Here is a 20,838-nt window from a genome sequence, read left to right on the forward strand (position 1 = left end):
CAAGGCGATCAGCGTTCCGCTGGTGTGCATCAAAGCTGAGCTGTTCGATAAATTTTACAGGACAAACTGATTGCTGCCGGCCACGAGCGGAAACGATTTACCTTTCCATATAAACCTGCCTGCGACAGCTGCAGGGAGCCGGATCTGAATTTGCCATTTGCCATTGGTTTGCCTGTAGGACACTTTAATTATACCGTTTGGATGCGGTATTTCTCCGCTAATATTAGTGAGCTCGCCCGGATGCGGTTCGATCTTTACTTTTCTGAATCCCGGCCCGTCGCTGTCGATCCCAAGAACGGTTCTGTAAAACTCAATATTCGGACTGGCGCCCCAGGCATGACAGTCTGATCTGGCATACTGCAAATTAGAATCCTCAGCCCAGGTGGTCAGGCCCATTTTCAGATTCTCCCGCCAGATATCCAGCCACTGCAGATAATTATCACCCAGCCCCCCTTTCACCAGGGCCTTATTCAGGTAATACTTAAAATAGATACTGCACTGCACAAGGGTGGTATCCGTTATCAGCCTTTTGTTGAAGGCCGGTAAATCAGAGCCGGGAATAAGGTTTGCCAGAATTGCCATCGCATTGACATGTTGAGAGTACGTATTTTTTTCTCTGGTGTCGGCAAAAAGGCCTCTCCTGGCGTTCCAGTATTTTTCACGTATCGTATTTTCCAGCTGCTTTGCCTTGCTTCGATACAAATCTGCAAAGGCTGTCATTCCCAGGCCCCTTTCCATGCCGCCGGCCCACTGGTAGGCTCTGAGCAACTGTAGGTCAAGCATGGCTGCACTGCCGTCACTGCCCGAGGGCGCCTGTCCCATCTCCCAACCCGGACCTCCGACCCAGTCCACGAATTTCCAATAGGGCAGATTTTTAAGTGAGCCGTCTGCTCCCTGAAAGTGGCTGAAAAATGCGAGCACCTGTCTGGCTCCCGGTAGTTTATCCCGGACAAAAGCGCTGTCCGGCCGGTACATCCAATAGTCATGCAACATGCCGATATACCAGAGCGAAAAAGTAGAGATGATCTGAGTGCCGTGGCTGGGCCAGCGGCTCATGGTCACCCCTTCGGGCAGCCTGGAATGATCGATCAGGTTAAGGGCGTTGCGGGCCAGGCGGTCATCCCCGCTGTTAAAATAAGAAATCATCGCCTGTATACGGGTGTCACCGATATACTGTAGCTGCTCGTAATAAGGACAGTCCATATAGGTTTCCATGGCATCCAGCCTCGCTGTCCGCCAGCCCCTTTCCAGGATCTTGTTAATGACGGTATCCCTGGTGTTAAACCGGGCGTTTAGTTTAAACGGATAACCCGTAAAGGTACCGTATACGTCGTCAATGATCAGCGGCGCTGACCGTGTATGGATGCGCAGCTGTATATACCGATAGGTCCGCCAGAACATCGAGGTGTAGGTTTGCCTCAGACTGCCATCTGAGAGGATACTGTCTGCCATGCCTGTAAAGAATTTGCCCTCCACTTCGTCACGGTGACCTTTTCTGGGATGGTTATCCTTGTCTTTATCTTCAGGATTTTCATAGAGTGTCTCCGCATAGCCGATCGCAATACTGGCGCTTTCGCCCTCGCTGAACTGCAGTGTAAAATACGCGTTGGTCAGATATGTCTGATCCAGCAGCAGGGTAACGGTGGTGTCGGCCGGGATACGGATCTGTTTTTTCGTCCCCGGAAATTCCCTGGAAGGGGCAGCCATTCCGACCGTTTTTCGCAGCAGGGGGATACGCTGATAGGTCCTTTCCATGGCGGGCAAGGGAGAAGGCACCAGCATCCATCCCGCGTCAGAACTCCCCTTTGGATAGCCATTGCTGACGACAGTGGCGGATGGCCAGGCGCTGTCATCGAAGTCCTGATTTTTCCAGCCTTTAATCACCTGACGCATATCTGCCAGTTGGCCGGGACCTGCAATAAAATAGTATTGTATGGGCCGGTATCCTTCATCTTTGATACATTTCCAGGAGGTATCGGTGTTCACTGCCGATTGCTGCGCTGTATTTCCCTGAACGATGAGCCCGGTCCGGTAGGTGATCTGCGCTTCATTGCGGTACTGGCCGTCATTCCATACCAGCGCTGCGATAATATTTTTACCTGCCTTAAGATACGGCGCCAGGTCGACGGTTTCATAATTCCAGTGGGAAAGATCGCCCCTGGCGGGACCCAGAGATACCAGCTGGCTGTTGACAAAAAGTTTATAGCGGTTATCCGCAGAGATCCTGACTTTATAAACAGCCGGCTTTTCTTTCAGCTCAATTGGTTTACGAAAATGATAAACGCCGTACTCGGTTCCGGTAATCCCTGGCGGCGCGATCCATTTCGCGGCCCAGGGCTTAGGCTGGTAATAATGATCGCCGGACTGTGCCTGAACGCTAAGGGCCGCGGTCAGCAGTGAAAACAATACACTCAGAAAATAAAGAGGTTTCATAGATTGTCGTATTTGGATAGCAGGAACCTTTTTTAATAACGCGTCATTAGCAGAACGGCCATCTTTCGTGGCCGGTAACTGTTTGACCGCATAGATTTGTGTTGAAAAAAATCCATGATCAAATCTGTTGATTCGGCGCTTCTGCACATTTGATCTCCATATCCGGAAAAAATTGATTTGACCTGTCCTGTTCATTTATTTTTCAATATTCATGGACCGGTCTTACGGGACCGGACGTAACATCATTTTTAGAATCCGACCTGCAGACCCAGGTTAATGACCCGCTGATTCTGGTAGGCATCACCCGCACTATTGGACTCCACTTCCGGATCCTGCTGATATTTTTTACTGATATTGCTTTTTGTCGCCAGATTATATGCACTTAGATACAGCCTGGCATTATTGATCCTAAAAGGCAATAGTTTTTTAGGCAACTGATAACCCAGCTCTACTGTTTTTAAACGGATATAATAGGCATCGATCAGCCAGAAGTCAGACGGATAGACCGATGGGCTGTTCACGGTAGTGGGGTTCGTGGTGAGCCTGGGGAACGCAGCCGACCCGGCGTGCTGAGGCGTCCACCTTTTCTCATGAATGGGCTGGAACTGACTCTGGAAGGGTTCGATGGCAATACCTTTCAGGTAGAGGCTGTAATTAAACGCGCCCTGGAACAGCAGGCTTATATCCAGCCCCTTGTAGCTGAATTTGACCGGCACGCCAAAAGTGGTATTCGGCAGGTTGGGCATACCGATCGCTGTACGGTCATATTCATCAATCACGCCGTCGCCGTTCAGGTCCTCGTAGCGCAGATCACCGGGTTGTACGGGAATAGCGGTCGTAGGTTTGGCGACAGCCGGGTCATTGATATCTGCTTCGGTATAAAATCCGATAGATCTATAACCGAAGGGCTGATTGATGGGATGTCCTGTTTCTGCCAACCAGGGATAAGTCGGCGTCGCTTCCGCCTCATAGAGGATCTTGTTTTTAGCATAGGACCAGACAAGTCCGACACTGTAACGCCAGTCTCCCATCTGGTCACTATAGGTGATCTGCCCGTCAAACCCGCGGTTCACGGTTCTGGCTACATTCGTGGGCGACACGCCGATTCCCAGAATCAGCGGAATATCATTTCTGGTAACCAGCTGGTCAAACCGGTAATCATGGAAATAATCGGCTGTGATGGAAAGCTTATTATGCAGCGCGTTAATATCTACCCCGATATCAAAACTTCTTTTCTGTTCCCAGGTGACATTGGGATTACCCAGCGCCCCTTCATAAATAGAACCCTGGCCCTGCGCGGATTCCCCGAAGCTATAACCCGGACCCTTAACATAGACCTGGCGGTACAGGTACTGATCACCTGGCGCCACATCTGAACCCACGACACCATATGAAGCCCTGATCTTAAACAAACTGAAACCCTTCAACAGATCTTTAAACAAGGCTTCCTTTTTCAGGTTCCAGCCCAGGCCAATGGCCGGAAACAGGCCATAGCGTTTATCGGCATCAAAACGGTCCGAACCGTTATAGCCCAGGTTAAAGTCGATCAGGTATTTCTGGTCAAAATCATATCCGATCTTATAGGAGAAGCCGCGAAACTTATGGGGGGCTTCGGCAGTTTTGTAATTGGTGTAGTTCTCCTGGTTCCACAGTAAAAGGGAATTAAAGTGATGGCGTCCGAAAGCCCGGGTATAGTTTAAAAAGAGTTGCATATTCACCCGTTGGTCTTTCAGGTCCGTGTTGCCGATCGTACGGTATCCGATTAACGTATACCCGCCGGAACTGGTACCGGTATTCAGCGAATAGCTATCTGTCAACGGATCATAATGATAAGAAGGCGGAAAAGCGTAAGGCCTGGCGAGATTCAGGGAATTGAGTTCCACGCCCGCATAGGCCAGACGGCCCGACAGGGACAGCCCCTTGGTAACGAAGTCCATGTTTTCCTTAAAGCCAACAAGCGCATTAAAGTCCGTTCTGCGCTGACGGCTATAGCCTCCCGTGGCGATCCGGCCGTTGAGCGTCGGCAACTGGTCTTCCGTATCAAAGGCATAGGCGTAACTGCCATCCGGGTTTAAAAACGGCGCAGAATATGGATGATACTTCGAAAAATCATACAGTGTACCCGTTACGTTCTGATTATAGGGCGAATTGATATCCCCGAACCGGGCGGTTACATCGAGCCGGAGGCTAAAATTGCGCGTTGCCTGGATATCGAGATTGGATCTCAGGTCATATCTTCTGTAAAAATAATTGGTATTGACCCCGTCCTGACCGGTGGAAAAGTCCCGGACATTACCGTTCTGGCTGAACACCCCGCCGGATACAAAATATTTAACCGATTTCGAACCGCCCGATACGTCCAGATTGGCATTATGCTGCAGGGAATAGGGCTTCATGATCGCTTCATACCAGTTCACGTCCGGATGGCCGTAAGGGTCATTGCCGGATTTAAAGGCATCGAGATCCTCCTGGGTAAACAGCGGGTTTAGCCCGTCGTTCTGATAGGCCTCATTGACCAGCGTCGCCGTTCTGTACGCGTTAAGGAATTTCGGCTTTCTGACCGGAGACTGCATACCGGTTTCTACACGGAAATTAAACTGGGGTTTGCCGGTAGCGCCCCGTCGTGTGGTGACGATCAGAACACCGTTCGCGCCTTTGATCCCGTAAATGGCTGTCGTAGACGCATCCTTTAATATGGATATGCTCTCAATTTCATTGGTATTGATCTGGGAAAGCTGCTCGTAGGTATATTCTATGTCGTCTACGATGATCAGGGGTTTATTACCGTCAGGGTTTAATGAGCTCACACCGCGGATAAAATAGTCGGAGGCGTCCTTTCCCGGCTGGCCGGAGCGCTGCTGGGCAAAGAAGCCGGGCATGCGGCCAGCCAGCGTATTTTGAACGCTGGAGGTAGGAATGCGGCGGATCTCTTCAGCCTTGATCGTGGCAACGGCGCCGGTATTGGTAATACGGTTGGTCTTGCCGAAACCCACGACCATGACTTCATTAAGAGAGGTCGTTATCTGATGGAGGGTCAATTCCATATGACGTCTGCCGCGCACAGAGATCCGCTGTGCGTGATAGCCGACAAGCGTAATAAGTAAAGAGTCCTGGCTTTCTTTCAATACCAGAGAAAACTGGCCGGAAGAATCCGTGGTCACCATATTGGTCGGGTGGGCGATTTCGTTAACGGTGGCACCCGCCAGCGGGCCGGCCGAGTCCACAATGACACCTGTCACTTTTTTGCCCTGGCCATAACTGAACACCCCGTGGCAGACCAACAGTAAAAGGATAAATGCAATTTTGTTCATGAATCGAGTATTAATGAATTCAATTATTTTATTGGGTGCACGAATAGAACACGACTTTATTTCCAGCCCGGATTCTGCTCCATCTTTTCATCTTTTATAACCTCCGTATAAGGGATGGGATACAGATACATTTTCGGAGCCGTAAAGGAAGGACTGTAGACGTCCACAGGATTGTAAAACACCTGCCCGTTGCCCGTGCGTTGTATATCCATACCGCCGACCGGCTGGCTATACAGCTTTTCGGCGATCTTCCAGCGGCGGATATCCCAGAAGCGTTGCTCCTCAAAAGCCATTTCGATCCGCCTTTCATTTTGGATAGCCCCGCGCATGTCCGTTTGATCCATGTTCGGATCCAGGCCGTAATGGCCCTCACTGCCCGGATCGATGCCGGCTCGCTTTCTGAGCTCATACAGCACCTGAAATACTTCAGCGGTCGGCCCTTCGAGTTCATTGATCGCTTCTGCATAGTCCAGCAGGATACCGGCGTACCTTATGAAGATCCAGTCATGTAACGTATTGGAATAAAGTCCGTTGGCAGCATTCTCAAAATCACCCATAAACTTGCGCAAGTAATAACCTGTTTTTGTCTGCTGCACATTGCCGCCAGGACGGTCCAGTCCGCCCTCAAAGAGCTCCACATGGCGGTTTAACCACTGCTGGTCGTTGTAAAAAACAGTCCATTTTAACCGGGGATCCCGGCCCATATATGGATTGGCCCGGTCATACCCACTTGTGCCGTCCGTTGTTGACAATCCGTTGAGCATCGGAAAGGCATCGACCAGGTTCTGTGACGGGCTCACCCGTCCGTTACCGCCGGCAGAGGTATAGCCTACCGGCCCGTTGGTCTTCTCAATATTCTGATTATAGCCGTTTTGCCGCCAGAATATATTTTCCGTATTCGGGCCGACAGGCATGTTTTGCGTGCTAAATACCTTTGGAAATTCTTCCATAAGGCTGTAGTAATGCAGGTCAATGACTTTCTTTGCCGCGTCAGCTGCGAGCTTCCACCGGTTTTTATCAAATCCGGTGTAGCCGGTCAATGGATTGGAGGGGTCAATATTGCCGCCGTTGAACAGCGGGCTGGCTGCATAGAGAAGCACTTTGGCTTTTACGGCCATGGCGGCTTCTTTTGTAATCCTGCCATAGCTCGTACTGTTCACAATTTTCTGTGATCTGAGCGAATCGGCAGCTTTATCCAGTTCGCTGACAATATAATCCACACATTCCTTGAAACTATTTCTTGGAAGTTCCATATCATCTGTCAGTTCATATACCTTATCTCCCAACAGCGGCACGCCGCCATATCTTCTGATCAGTTCAAAATAAGTCCAGGCACGCAGAAACCGCGCTTCGGCCTTATATGCCGTTTTAGCCGGTCGGCCGTCGGGCAGCTTTTCAATGAGCGGGACGCGGTCGATGTTAGTGATAAAGACTGTCGCCGAACGGATTGCCTGATAAGACCTGGCCCAGTTGTCGTCTGCGCCCGGGTCCGTCGACGTATAGGCGCCATCCGCTATTTTCTGTACAGCAGAAAGTGAGGTGGCTGATGAGAGGCCGTCGTCTGTAGCTTCATCCAGGTAGTCTCCGCCCGAAAGCCGGTTATGGCCGCTGACCAGCGCGTCATTATAGACTTCATTTAGAAAGCGGATTGCATAGACGCCGGCCGAGTCATGCACATCGAAGATCAGGTCTCTGGTCTGTTGCTGACCTAAAGGAATCTGTTCGTAATCTTTGGCGCAGGAGGACAGCATTGCAGCGGTTACCAGCGTTGCTCCAATCATTTTTATGAAAGATGAAAACCGCCTGTTGTGATGGTATATAGTAGGTTGCTGCATTTTCTAAAGTTTAATGTTAATACCGGTATTAATCACTCTTTGCATAGGATAACTGGGCAATGAAATCTCAGGATCCACGCTGTCATAGGCAGCCCATGTCCATAAATTCAGGGCGTTGGCAAATACTTTGATACTGCCTACTTTCAGGCGTTCGGTCCAGCTATAAGGTAACGTATAGGCGATACCCACATTTTTCAGTCTGATATAATTGCCGTTATGCAAAAACAGGGAACTGGAGGCAAAAATCGGGTTATAATTATAGCCGTTGCCGCCTGCGCTAAGGGCCGGATAAACTGCTGAACCGGCCGTCTCCGGGGTCCACCTGTTCTGTATCTGCTCATATGCCTGACCATAACCGTTGTTCTGCCCCAGGAAGCCCGCGTCCATAGTCAGGTTATTGACATATATATCCCGGTTCTGAACGCCCTGGATGAGGAAATTCAGCTCAAACCCTTTAACGGAGAAACCGCCGCTCAATCCGTAGTAGAAAAGAGGCCCGGTGTGGCCCAGGGCCGTCATGTCAAACTGGTCAATGACCCCGTCACTGTTCATATCCTTGTACTTGACATCTCCCACGCGGAGCACATACCCCGGAATGGTAGGCCAGACGTCAGCCTCGTCCGCGGTCTGAATGAATCCTTCGGCGATAAGTCCGAAACGCTGCCCCACCGGGAGACCGGTGCGGAAATTCCAGAAGTAAGGCTGCGCCTGTTCATCCATGAAGAGCACCTTACTGTATTGTAACGACGCATTCCCGGTAATGTAGTAGTTGAAATTCCTGGCGCTGTTCTGATAGGTTACAGAACCTTCCAGCCCGTGATAGAGGGCCCGTCCGATATTCTCTGCCGGATAATCCAGTCCGATCAGCTGAATGCTCTTGCCACGGTTTTGCATCAGGTCGGCATACCGCTCGTGATAATAGTCAAAACTGGCCTGCAGATGATAGTTAAAGAGCGTGATATCCAAACCGATATCCAGCTTATTGGCTTTTTCCCAGGTGGCGTTCACATTGGGCAGTGTACGGCCTTCTTCAACGCCCTGCGGCCCGGGATACTCACTGCCAATCTGATAGGCCACGTTCACCTGCTGGAAATGTTTATTCCAGATGTAATAGCCATAGTTGTCCACATTAGCGTTACCCGTTTTGCCATAGGTGCCGCGCAGTTTTAACTGATTGATCCAGGTAAGATTTTCCCGGATAAACTTTTCTTTGGCGATATCCCAGCCCAGGCCGCCTGCGTAGAACAGTCCGTAACGGTGCCCCGCCTGATAGCGGCTGTACCCGCTGTAATTAAGTGCCGCTTCGGCAAAATATTTTCCTGCGTAATTATATTGTCCCTGGAAAGCATAGTTACTTAAAACAGAAGGCAGGTCATAATTAAACAGTGTCTGTTTCTGGTCATAGAACAGTTTGAGGCCCAGCTGATGCTGGCCGAAAGTCTTGTCATATCCCGTAGATGCCTGTGCGTACCAGTACCTGGCCCAGGAAGTGGCTTCGAATTCATTTTCCTGATTAATCGTGCTGCCGAACCGGTTATAGGTCGTATCACCGGAAGGTGATACATTGAACTGAAAGATCGGCACCTGTTTACTGCGGTTTATAAAACTGGCCGACTGCACGGATACGTTACCGTTCAGCCGCACCCACCATCCGGGCACCCAGTTATCCAGTTTATAGCGCATATCCAGATTCACCATGATATCCCGCTCCTGATCCGACAGATAGCCGGATTCCAGGACCTGCGCCATCAGATTATCGGTATAATTGGAGGTGCCGCCGAAGGAGCCGTCCGGATTGTACACCGGATAAGCGTTATTGGGCGTATTGAGCAGGGCCGACAGGATGGCCGCCGGTCCGGTACCTGGCTGATTATTATCCATGATGCGGCCGATGAGGTTCAGCCCCAGATCAAAATCCCGGTTGATCTTAAATCTGATCTTGGAATTGATCGAATATCGTTTCTGGTTTAATTTTGTACTATAGGTATGCTCGTCGGATCCGATAAACATGCCGTCCTGGTTCATATAGCCCAGATCCACCAGGTAACTGGCCTTTTCGCCTCCCCCGGTCACGTTGATGTTATAGCGCTGCAGGAGCGGATTATCTTGGATGATCTGGTCATACCAGTTGACGTCAGGATGCCCGTATGGATCAGAACCGTTCTGATAGGCGGCAAAATCTTCCGCCGTATAAGCCGGTTTTTTGCCGTCGTTGAGCAAAGCTTCATTGAGCAGATAAGCATATTTCCCCGCGGAGAGCGGCTTAGGCAGCTTCAGGGACTGCTGTATACCGGCCTGCGCCGTAAAGCTCAGACGGGGGGCGCCTTTTACCGGCTCAAGGGTCGTGACGATCAGTGCGCCCCTAGAACTGTTCTGGCCCAACAAGATGGTGGAGAGCGCATCCTTAAGCACAGTGACCGACTGGATCTGATCGGGATCCAGGGAGTAAAGTTCCCGCTGCACACCGTCGATGACCACTATCGGAGATTGACCGTAAGAGCTGTTATGCCCGCGCAGCTGAATATTAAATTGTGTATTGTCGGTGGGGCCGGTGCCGCTTTGGTTGGTCGGAATATTGCCGATAAAAATATCGACGGCCGTCTGGCTGGTCAGCGGTGGTGTATAAAACCCCTGCGTCTGGATGACATTCAATCCGGCAAGCCTGCCCGGAAGCCCATAGGTATATTGCGGAGCCGGCGTATAAGAAAGTTCATTGCGGGTAGTTGTGGCTGCGGCCCCTAAAAAACTGCCAGCCGGCCGGCTGCCGTAAAGCACGTCTAAATCGCTTCGTACGGCAGGGGTGAGCACCGCAGTACTGTCATCGCTCTTGCCGTCAGCAGCTGTGACATCAGTCAACGTTTCCTTTTTGACACCTGTAGGTGCCGGCGGCAAGAAACTGCGCCGCATGCGGACCTGCAAAGAAGATTTGCCGGTTATTTTTTCTACTTTCTGATCATACCCCTCAAGGGTAAAATAAAGGACCGATCCACCGGATATATCCAATGTAAAAGTACCCTCACTATCAGTTGATGCCAATAATTTTCCGGCCCGGTTTTTAATCATGACGCCCGCCAGGGGTTTATTATAGAGGTCTATCACAAGGCCGCTGATCTGTTGGATGCCCGCTTCACTGCGGATCGTAGTGGACGACCTGGCCATGCCCGGGCTTTGTTGCCCGACGGAAGGAGTCTGTGCGTGCGCCGCCATCGTCGAGACCGTGACAGCCATTACTGTCCTGAAGAAAAGTCCGTATTTGCGATATTGTTTTCCCATAGAAATGATATTATCAAATATGTTGAAATAGGAAGGCGTTATTCACAACTGAAAGTATAAGTAAAAGGCGTGGCGCCAGTACCGTCCTTCCCGACCAGTTTTTGCCCCGTTTTATCCGTGAAATAATAAACCAGGCCGGATAGATGCTGGTCCTGCCCCAGTTTGAAAAATTGCCGGGGCCAAAGGTCGATCCGCCATTTTTTCAATGCATAGCTGGTAAGCTTTGTCCGGTCATCCTGTGCGCAGGCGTTCAGGGTGTCGCCATTGGTCGTAACACCTTTCATACACAGATATACCTCGTCGGCGTCTTTGAGTTCCGTATCAATGATCCCGCCGTCAAAATTCAGCGTGACAATATCATTTTCCAGAGACTTCAGCGGATCTACTGTCGACAGCTGCGGATTGCAGTAATCAAGCAGGTCGCCCTGACCAAAGACGCGAAAACATCCGGGAAATGCGGAGGCATAATAATCTGTGCCGGACAGCCCGTCTGAACTATTGGCCACGACATAGCCCAGTTTGAAAGAGAGATTCTCCACCCCTACCTTTACTTTGATAGAGATCGTCACGGTAATGGCGAGATTGGCTACGACGCTATACGCGTTATCAGAATAAAAGGCGACCCACTCCCATCCGGGCAAAAGGTTGCCGCCGTTGCCCACTTTTTCGGCGATCACGGTTGGCCAGTCTTTACCCCCGCCCTGAGGAGCCGCTACGCCAGGTGCGACCGGGCTCATCGTTTGCGTGCCGGTTGTAATGCTACTGGTGAAAGTAATCTTGGAATGGGCAGCACTGTTCCATGATTTAGGGACCAGCAGGGCTACCATGAATTTTGTATTATTACGGGTGTCATTGGTATTAATCGTGACATGCAGTGTGGAGGAGAGTGTATCGCCCCCATTGACACTGTCAGCCTGATCTATGCTGTCAATGGTGATACTGCAGCTCACGATTACCAGAAAACCGGCTATGAGTAGGAGCGCCGCCTGCCACCATCTGGTGCGTTTAGTGTTTTGAAGAACCTTTGCCATAGTGAATCTTTTTTCTATTGAACTTTCTGTAAAGTATATTGGTAGGTATTAGAGGTGCATCCCGGGGAAAAACTGATGATCATATTGCGTACTCCCTGATTGACAGGAAACTCCATATCCAGTTTCCGGACCTCCTTTCCTTCCTCAGTAAAGTAGATGCGGAAAGGATACTGCGGGTCATCCAGCTGGAAGGATCCGTCCGTTGTAACAGGAAAAGGCACCAGGCTGTCCAGACTGTAGTGTCCGTCCTGAAAGACGATTTTAAAACCGGAAAAGTCAAAACGGCCGGTCAGGTCTGTTCCGTTTCTTAAGGCCTTGGTAATTTTCCAGGTCCCGTTTAGTGTTTTGGTGGATTCAACGGGCTTCAGGCCGACCTCACGCTGACAGGCCAACAGGCTGCAGGAGGCCGTCAGGATTAACAGAAAGCTTTTAAAATTTTTCATAACTGAATTTTCTTTACCAATCAATTAATAAAGCGGATTTTGTTTCAGTCCGGTCAATTTGGATATTTCAGATAACGGCAGCGGCCATAGATACATCGCTTTACGGAAGTTATGCTTGCGGACATTAAATTCTTTATAGGTCACTGTATTGCCTCTGTCGACCTCCATTCCATGCATCATCTGGTTTTCCGTAGAGTCAGCGATCATCCACCGGCGGACGTCAAAGAATCTAAAACCTTCAAAGGCAAGTTCCACCCGGCGCTCATTTCTGATGACGCGGCGCATGGCGGTCTGATCCAGATCCGAGGGTAGCTCATAAGGCCGGAGCCCGGCGCGCTGACGGACGGCCTCCACAGCCTTAAAAACGGACTGATCGGGACCTGCCGCTTCATTTTGCGCCTCTGCGTAATTAAGCAGGATTTCTGCGTAACGGATCAGCGGAAGACACCGTTTGGATTCATTGATACCGTTGTTGATAATATTGGGGTCGATCATTTTGAAAATATAATAACCGGTTGAAGTGCCTTTATGAACGGCGTCCCCACTGGCAGCTACGGCCGGCGTCACCTTGGTATTCCAATACAGCGCTACCGGACTGGGCTCGTTGGCGCCATAAGTTATTCTCAGCGTTGAATCATGGATAATACTGTAATTTAGCCTTGGGTCCCTGTTTTTATAAGGATTCGCAGCGTCATAGCCTGATCCCTCTTCCGTGATCAATTTGCCGTTGGCCATGGGGAAGGCGTCGACGATCTCCTGATAGGGAAACGGCCCGCCTGATCCCCCTCTGGAAGGAACATCCCAGAGCGACTCCAGGTATTTATTGTTACCCATCATATGAGCCAGAATATATTCGGTGTTATAACGTTGCGTAAAGAGCTTCTGGAAGCCGTAACCTAACTGCCCGGCCATAGTGGTAGAATCAACTACCAGCTGATATTCGTTCATATCGATGACATCCTTGGCGGCGCTGGCGGCGCTGGCCCACCTGGCGGGATCCTGGTCCGGATACGCAACAATCGTATCCAGGCCGTCAAGTCCTTTACCGAGGCCACCATTATTAAAAAGCGGACTGGCTGCATATAACAGTAGTCTTGACTTCAGGGCCAGTGCGGCACCCCTGCTGGCCCGTCCATATTCGGAACCTCTTTGTACGGGTGGCAGATCGGCTGCAGCGGCCGAACATTCGCTTAAAATATAATTCACGCAGGTTTTAAAGGAATTTCTGATCTGAGGCATCGGGTCAGAAGCCTTGTAAATAGAATCTCCGATAATAGGAACACCTCCGTAGTGTTCCAGCAGCATAAAATAATACCAGCCGCGAAGAAAATGCGCTTCAGCCGCCGTAGATTTCTTTAAGGTTGCTGAAAACGGAATCTTGGGCAAATGCTTTAAAAACTGGTTGACTGCCCGGATGTTATTATAGCAGACGGCCCAGGCATCACTGGGTACGACAGTTGGATTAACTGTTCCGGTAGCAAACTGAATAAACCCGTTGGAGCTGGACGCATTAGGGCCCTCGGCCTCATCGGATGCCGCCTCCAGACCGGCAGCATAACTGCCCCCGTTGAAGCGCCTGGGGTCCGTTGCGAAGCCGATCTGCGTATAGATATTGTTCAGAAAGGCCATCGCATTGGCACTATCCGAGAAAGTAGACGCTTCATTGAGACTGGTTGTGCTGGTCTGGTCCAGAAAGCCACTCTTCTGACAGGCACTTAATGCGATAAAAAAGCCTGCAAGGGATACCACCCAGGGGATACACTGTTTTTTCATTACAATTATAATTAAGGGCCTATAATTTGACTATTTTAATCAGTTAGTACTCAAGTTGTCAACTTTTTGCTCTTCCTGCTTTCTCTCGACAGCGATTTGTCCGGATACTGCTTTGATGTATCTCTAAAATATAATCTATCTTTAAAGACACTTTCGGCAAATTCTACCGCTACTGTTTTTTATGTTTTTTTAACGGTGTTTTTTCCCCGACCGCTATGCGTGACCGTAAAACAACTTTTATACAAATACCGCAGATATTGTTTTTAGCCAGGTTATTTAATTTTTGACCGGCAGGCTTTTAGTGGCGGGTGTCAGAGAAAACGGCAAGTCGGCAGGCAGCCGCCCTCTTTCTAAAGCAGGTTGATCACCCATTTCAAAGACCAGTCGTCCTCCCTGCATAATGGTTGCATAATCGATCCAGCTGGCCGTAAACGGGCGGCCGTTTAAAGTAGCTGACTGGATGTATATGTTTTCGGGGCTGTTATTTTTAGCTTCAACGGTAAACTGCCGCCCGTTTTCCAATGAAATTGTCGCTTCTGTAAATATAGGACTGCCGATCACATACTGATCGGTACCGGGACAGACACTGTAAAGCCCCAGTGCGCTAAGTACATACCAGGCCGACATCTGCCCCTGGTCTTCATCGCCCGGATATCCCTCAGGTCCACTGTTAAAAAGGTGAGACATAATATGGCGGACATGGTACTGTGTCTTCCAGGGCTGACCGGCATATGTGTACAGATAAGGCAGGTGCTCGACAGGCTCATTGCCCTGGGCGTACTGTCCCATCCCGGCTGTTACCATTTCACGCATTTCATGGATCGTATCCCCATAGCTGCCCACATCGATGGAGTCTCCGGCAGCAAACAAGGCATCGATTTTTCCGGTAAAACGTGCGGGGCCTCCCATCAGCTCTATCAGACCCTGGACATCATGGAAAACTGACCAACTGTAATGCCAGGCGTTACCCTCTACAAACGGACCGCCCCATCTAAAAGGATTAAAGGCCGGATCAAAGTTGCCGCTACTGTCTTTTCCTTCCATAAACCCGGAAAGTGGATTGAATACATTTTTATAGTTATACAGCTGACGGGCAAATATTTTTTCATAATAAAGATTACCCGTTGCTTTTGCTAACTGATAGGCACAGAAATCATCATAGCAGTATTCCAGGGTCTTTGCCGTGGATCCTACCTCCTCCTTTTTATAAGGAATATAACCCATTACAAAATAATCGTCCCATTCCTTTCTGCCGAATCTGCCATCCGGCGCCGAACCTCGGACCTCATGTAAATAATAAGCCAGCGCGCTATCCGGATTAAAACTGTGAATACCTTTCATCCAGGCGTCCGTCAGAACAGAGATCGCATGATTGCCGATCATTACACCACCGGTTTCTCCAGGGAAAGACCAGGATGGCAACCAGCCACACGCTCTTTTTACTGCCAGGATGGCTTTCATATACCGGCCCTGCAGCGTCGGCTGTAATAAATTATATAGAGGAAACTTTGCACGAAACGTATCCCAGTATCCATCATCCGTATAGAAATATCCCTGATGAATACGCCCGTCATTGGGGCTATAATAATAAGGATGCCCCGAACTGTCCAGATCATAGAACTTGCAAGGGAAGAGACTCGACCTGAATAAACAACTGTAAAAGGTTTGAAGTGTTTCTTTTGAGGCCCCTTTGACCCGGATCTGCCCCAGTTTTTTATTCCAGATGCTGTGGGCTTCCAAACGCACCTGATCAAAAGATTTGTCTCCCAGTTCTGATGCGAGGTTTCTTCGTGCCTGACGGCTACTAATATAAGAGGAGGCGACCTTAACTTCTAGCCGCGTGCCTTTTTTAAACCGGAGATAAATTCCTTTTTTTTTGCCGGATACGCTATCCTGACCGGACGTGACAGTCCCCGAAGCCCCATCCCAGCTGCCAAAGGCTTCAATGGGCTGGTTAAAACGAAGTATGAAATAGTTTTTAAAGTTCCCAGGAATGAAAAGGCCGTTTTTAACGTACCCCGTCACCAGGCCCTGCTTCACATCAATGTGAAATGCACTAAGATCGGTATAACCGTCCAGCACCAGAAAACCTGGCGCGTTTTTGGGAAAACTAAACCGGAATACAGCACCCCTGTCCGACGGACTAATCTCCGTCTGCACACCATTGTCAAAGCGTACCCGATAATAATCCGGCCCCGCTATTTCATTTTGATGCTGGAAGCTGCTGGCGCGCTTATCTTCATTTACCTCCAGTTTTGCTGTTAGCGGCATCAGTGTAAATACCCCATAGTCATTCATCCAGGGACTACACTGGTGCGTCTGCCCGAAGCCACGGATAGTGCTGTCCTGATAGCGGTACTTCCAGCCGTTACCGTTATTTCCTGTCTGGGGGGACCAGAAATGCTCTGCGAAAGGCAGTGCTACGGTGGGATAAGTATTGCCATAAGAATAATCCGGACTGGACCGGGTTCCCTGTAAAGTATTGACATACCCGACCAGATCGCTGACAGGGCTTTGAGACCAGCCAGTCGTAATCATCATTACCATAGCCATCAGGTAAGCTATTTTTGAATGTACAAAGACTTTAGATGACTTCATAATAACCGGATAACTGGATAATGAATGAGGTGTTAGCTGCCGCCCACCACTTTGGTGGGCAAAGGCATATTAGGCGGGCATCCCGTTGTAGTTTAATTTCAGTCTGAGTATTTTCAGTGCCTTTACAATATGTTTTTCTACAGTGGAAGTAGAGATATTCAACTCCCTGGAGATGGCTTTATGAGAATAGTCCCCTTCCCTGCTCAAAAGGAAAACCTGTTTACATTTTTTGGGCAGTCCGTTGATCGCAATATGTAAGTGGGTGTTCAGTTCCTTTGTCTCAAGTATATTAGAAAAAACGTTTTCGCCTGCCTGCCGATAATAAATTTCATGATGGCAGTGATGGTGGATCAGCTTGTCACGTTTGCTGTTGATGATTTTATAACGTAGCGTCTGATACAGATATGCCCGGAAAGAGTATTTAATGTCAATTCTTGACGCTTTCTGGAATAAAGAGATAAAAATATCCTGTACCAGGTCTTTGGATTCGGCACGGGAGCCCGTCAACCGGAAAGCCTCGCTCAGCAGGTTAGACCAATACCTTTTGTATATCTGTTCAAATGCTTGTCGGTTACCGGATTTAAACTGCTGGAACAGCTCAATGTCTGTGTAAAACGGTGCAGGTTTCATAATACATTTTTTTTAGGGCGATTAAGGTATACTCGAGAATAACTTACATGACTTTACTAAGTAAACGGCTTAATAATCTTATAATATAAATTATTTTATCTATATATTAATTGTTAATATTATTTAAAATTATCTGCTTCAAACATGCTAATTGCTGTTATTATTGAGCAATATTAAGACTATAAATCGATTTAGCAAATATAATTTTAAAGTTTTTTTATTTATTCTCCAAATTTAGTTAACATTTTTTATCATATTAAAAAATATGATATAGATAGTAGGATATTGCCCAAATCGAAAGAGCCGGTTCAAAGAAAAAGTGACACCTGCGCGGGGAAATATGCTGCGGTAAAGAATCTTCTTTCAAAAAATACTGACTTATTGGAATAATGTTGCCAGCTGCTTTCTCCTGGCATCAAAAATTGCTTTTTTGCCGACACAACTTTGTCCGACAATGGCGGAGATAGCTCCTCAATGTGTCAAATCTGGTGGAGGTATGACCACTTTAACTGTAAATACATCCTTAACGCTTAATAGAATTTTTCCTGGAACAAGACGGTGAGCTATGCATTAGAGCATAGCGCTGTCTTATTCTATAAAAGATCCAACACAAAATCTAATCACCCCATTAATCCGGTTCAATTATGAAGAGACTGATGCTCTTAACAGCTGCCTGCTTACTTATTTACAGCCAGATCTTTGCCAACCTGACACAAAGTCAATGGCGTTGGCGTAATAATGATGGAAACGAAACGTCTGCCACCTGGAAAGCGGACCAGGGCAGTACGATTACCATATCAGATTACAAAGCCATTCGCCTGCGCATGAATGTTTATAACAGCACCGGAGATGTCAAGACCATGGACCATCAGCTAAAATATGCAACTTCTGCAACGGGTCCCTGGTATACCATCACCGATGCGTCGGCTATTAACGCCTTTGTGCTGGGAGGCGACAATACACTGATTAGCCAGGGACGGTCTACCACTTCGCAAATGCCAGAGGGAAGCTATAGTTTTGTGCCCGGCACGGTGATTACCATGCAGGACCAGATAACAGATACCTTTCAGAGCAACACCCGACGGGAATTTGAATGGTGCATTAAGCCAACAACCCATACCCGGCCAGGTGTCACTTATTATTTTAAATCCAGCGCCGGAGATGCTCAGACACCCCTACCCTCCCTTACAGCTTCAGGGGATGCTTTTACCGCACCGCCAGCAGCCATATTATCCAATGGCGGCTTTGAAAACGACTTGAATGGTTGGATAACGGCTACAGCCAATGGCAGTACTGCGACATTTACGCCCACTCAAACGCCATTAGAATTTCACGCGGGGACGAAAGCGCTGGCGGTAAATGTAACCAATGCCGGGCCGGCCGGCTCAGTGACCTTAGCTACAGACCCAATAAACCTGCAGGATACAGGTGTTTATCTATTGCGCTTTTGGGCGATTGCCCAATCGCGCAACGCACTGTTGGATATTGAGCTGAACAGTCCTTCCGGTGATGATTCTTGCCATTATCAGATATATGACCGTTTTGATGATACCAAAAACGGTTGGCAAATGTACCAGTATGCATTCCGGGTTACTGAAGGGCCGGCCACACTTACTATGCGTTTCAATAGTAATACCACGTATTACCTGGATGATATTGAGCTCATCAATGACAGGACCCATCCAAATATCGACGTTCACGCTCAATATATCTGGCAAAATAACTTTAATGAAAGCTACGGTTGGTTGTCAGGCGATAATAACAACCCGGTACTATTGCCCGACAGCAGTGTTGCCTGGGTCTATAATGACTCTTATATGGGTACCATCACGCCACATTCCAATGTTCTCTCCTCTGGCCATATTATTAACAACCTGGTCGTAAAGCAAACCGGTGATGTGCTGACTTCGGTCTACAAAGGTACTGCGCCCAGTTCCCAGTCCCTGTTCAGTCCCGGCAACGGCAATATTTTCTGGCAAAGTGGCGGCATTATTGAGAACGGTACCCTGAAGGTTTTGCTGATTGAAATAAATAATGGTAACTATGCCGGTCACAGTTGGGTCGGAACACTTTCCTTACCGGATTTACAGCCCATAGGCTTAACCCGGTTGCCTGCTACTATTAATGTCAGCCCCAACTGCATTATGACGGACGGGGCCTATAATTATATCTATTTTGGTCAATCGAGCGGTACTTTTGAAATGCATACCCTTGTTGCCCGTGTTCCCGTGGGGCAGTTCGATTCCCAGACACCCTGGGAATATTACCAGGACGATGGCAGTTGGTCTACCGACTACGCAAATGCCAAAAGTATTGCCACCGGTGTCGCTGCCGGTAATGTCTTGAAACTCGGAGAAAATAATTATGTGATGAGTGGTGTGCCACATCTGGCTAACGAAATAGCCGCCTGGTTCGCCCCGACCCCCTATGGCCCCTGGACCAATAAAACGATTATCTACAACATCCCTGAACAGGAAGGCATACTCGCCTATCAGGGACATCTGGATCCACTGAGCAAAGGTGGTTATTATACATTTACCTATTCTGTCTATCCATTTGTAACAGAGGACAATGGCTCATCGGGCTCTGTTCCGATGCAGTTAGCGGTTAAATCTACCTATCTGCCCATTTTTGTCAGAGCCAGGCTCGCAGAACTCTCTCCTTATACGCCAAGTAAATCAGCCGATTCCCTCTTGAGCTTTACTGCTCAGATGGGAAGCAGCAGCGTTCAACTCAACTGGACATCCGCCCACACAACGGATGAGCATTATGAGGTGCAGCGTAGCCCGGACGGCACAGGTTGGACAATACTATCCAGCGTAGCCGGTAAGGATTCCGTCACTTTGGCCAGTTACAGAGTGACGGATCCCAGTCCGCTGACGGGCATCAATTACTACCGGCTGGCGCTCTACAATCTGGACCATCAGCTTAGTTATTCCAATGTTATTGAAGTGGATAATGGAGGAACAGTCCCTATACACCTGACCAGTTTTACCGCAGCCAGGCAGGGTACGGTTAAAGTCCGGCTCCACTGGACCACCGCTACTGAACAAAATGGTGCCGGTTTTACGGTTGAACGCAGCCGGGACAATAAAGTCTTCATCCCACTATACCATGTCACAGGAGCTGGTGTCACTTCCGGCACCTCCCGTTATACCTATTATGATGAAAGTCCACTTACTGGTGTTAATTACTACCGGCTCAGTTATACCGCCGGTGGCAGAGAACAAAAGTCAGCCGTCCGCATTGTTCATCTGCCAGCTACTGTTCGGCTGCTGATAACACCCAATCCGGCGCAGGGAAATATCAGATTTAGTTTAAAAGGTTATACCGGCGATCATTTCCAGACAATACTGACCGATATAGCAGGTAAAGTGATCGATCAGCGTGTGATACATACATCTGACGGTCCGTTATTCAGTCTGCCGATTAGACCTGCAAGCGGCATTTATCTATTAAAGATCACGGGTCCGGATATTAAAGAAACGAAGAAGGTGATCATACGATAAAT

General features: G+C 48.8%; 10 protein-coding genes. 1 reads left to right on the forward strand and 9 read right to left on the reverse strand.

All coding sequences use genetic code 11. From position 1 onward, the window contains the following. Positions 1-54 precede the first annotated feature (54 nt). The 9 genes from K9M52_RS18005 to K9M52_RS18045 form a co-directional block, all read right to left on the reverse strand. The gene (locus tag K9M52_RS18005; RefSeq protein ID WP_224069828.1) at positions 55-2,433 is read right to left on the reverse strand and encodes an alpha-L-rhamnosidase-related protein; all 2,379 of its coding nucleotides are present in this window, start codon (positions 2,431-2,433) and stop codon (positions 55-57) included. Positions 2,434-2,681: 248 nt separating this feature from the next. Next, on the reverse strand, positions 2,682-5,744 hold the full coding sequence (locus K9M52_RS18010; RefSeq protein ID WP_224069829.1) for a SusC/RagA family TonB-linked outer membrane protein: 3,063 nt from the start codon (positions 5,742-5,744) through the stop codon (positions 2,682-2,684). Between the two features lie 56 nt (positions 5,745-5,800). Further along, positions 5,801-7,579, reverse strand: a complete 1,779-nt coding sequence (locus K9M52_RS18015; protein ID WP_224069830.1) for a RagB/SusD family nutrient uptake outer membrane protein — start codon at positions 7,577-7,579, stop codon at positions 5,801-5,803. Positions 7,580-7,582: 3 nt separating this feature from the next. Further along, on the reverse strand, positions 7,583-10,852 hold the full coding sequence (locus K9M52_RS18020) for a SusC/RagA family TonB-linked outer membrane protein (RefSeq protein ID WP_224069831.1): 3,270 nt from the start codon (positions 10,850-10,852) through the stop codon (positions 7,583-7,585). Between the two features lie 38 nt (positions 10,853-10,890). Continuing rightward, positions 10,891-11,883 (reverse strand): DUF4961 domain-containing protein, encoded by a 993-nt coding sequence (locus tag K9M52_RS18025; protein WP_224069832.1) that lies wholly within the window; start codon positions 11,881-11,883, stop codon positions 10,891-10,893. Positions 11,884-11,897: 14 nt separating this feature from the next. Continuing rightward, positions 11,898-12,326, reverse strand: a complete 429-nt coding sequence (locus K9M52_RS18030; protein WP_224069833.1) for a DUF5004 domain-containing protein — start codon at positions 12,324-12,326, stop codon at positions 11,898-11,900. Positions 12,327-12,350: 24 nt separating this feature from the next. Continuing rightward, positions 12,351-14,099 carry a RagB/SusD family nutrient uptake outer membrane protein gene (locus K9M52_RS18035; protein WP_224069834.1) on the reverse strand — a complete coding sequence of 583 codons (1,749 nt, stop codon included), beginning with the start codon at positions 14,097-14,099 and terminating at the stop codon, positions 12,351-12,353. Positions 14,100-14,375: 276 nt separating this feature from the next. Then, positions 14,376-16,697: a GH92 family glycosyl hydrolase gene (locus K9M52_RS18040; RefSeq protein ID WP_224069835.1), complete on the reverse strand. Its 2,322-nt coding sequence runs from the start codon at positions 16,695-16,697 to the stop codon at positions 14,376-14,378. 69 nt (positions 16,698-16,766) lie between these two features. Further along, the gene (locus tag K9M52_RS18045) at positions 16,767-17,327 is read right to left on the reverse strand and encodes an RNA polymerase sigma factor (protein ID WP_224069836.1); all 561 of its coding nucleotides are present in this window, start codon (positions 17,325-17,327) and stop codon (positions 16,767-16,769) included. A gap of 644 nt (positions 17,328-17,971) precedes the next feature. Here K9M52_RS18045 and K9M52_RS18050 point away from each other — a divergent pair. Next, positions 17,972-20,836 carry a carbohydrate binding domain-containing protein gene (locus tag K9M52_RS18050; protein WP_224069837.1) on the forward strand — a complete coding sequence of 955 codons (2,865 nt, stop codon included), beginning with the start codon at positions 17,972-17,974 and terminating at the stop codon, positions 20,834-20,836. Positions 20,837-20,838 lie beyond the last annotated feature (2 nt).

Source organism: Arachidicoccus terrestris, from assembly GCF_020042345.1.
Taxonomy (GTDB): Bacteria; Bacteroidota; Bacteroidia; order Chitinophagales; family Chitinophagaceae; genus Arachidicoccus; species Arachidicoccus terrestris.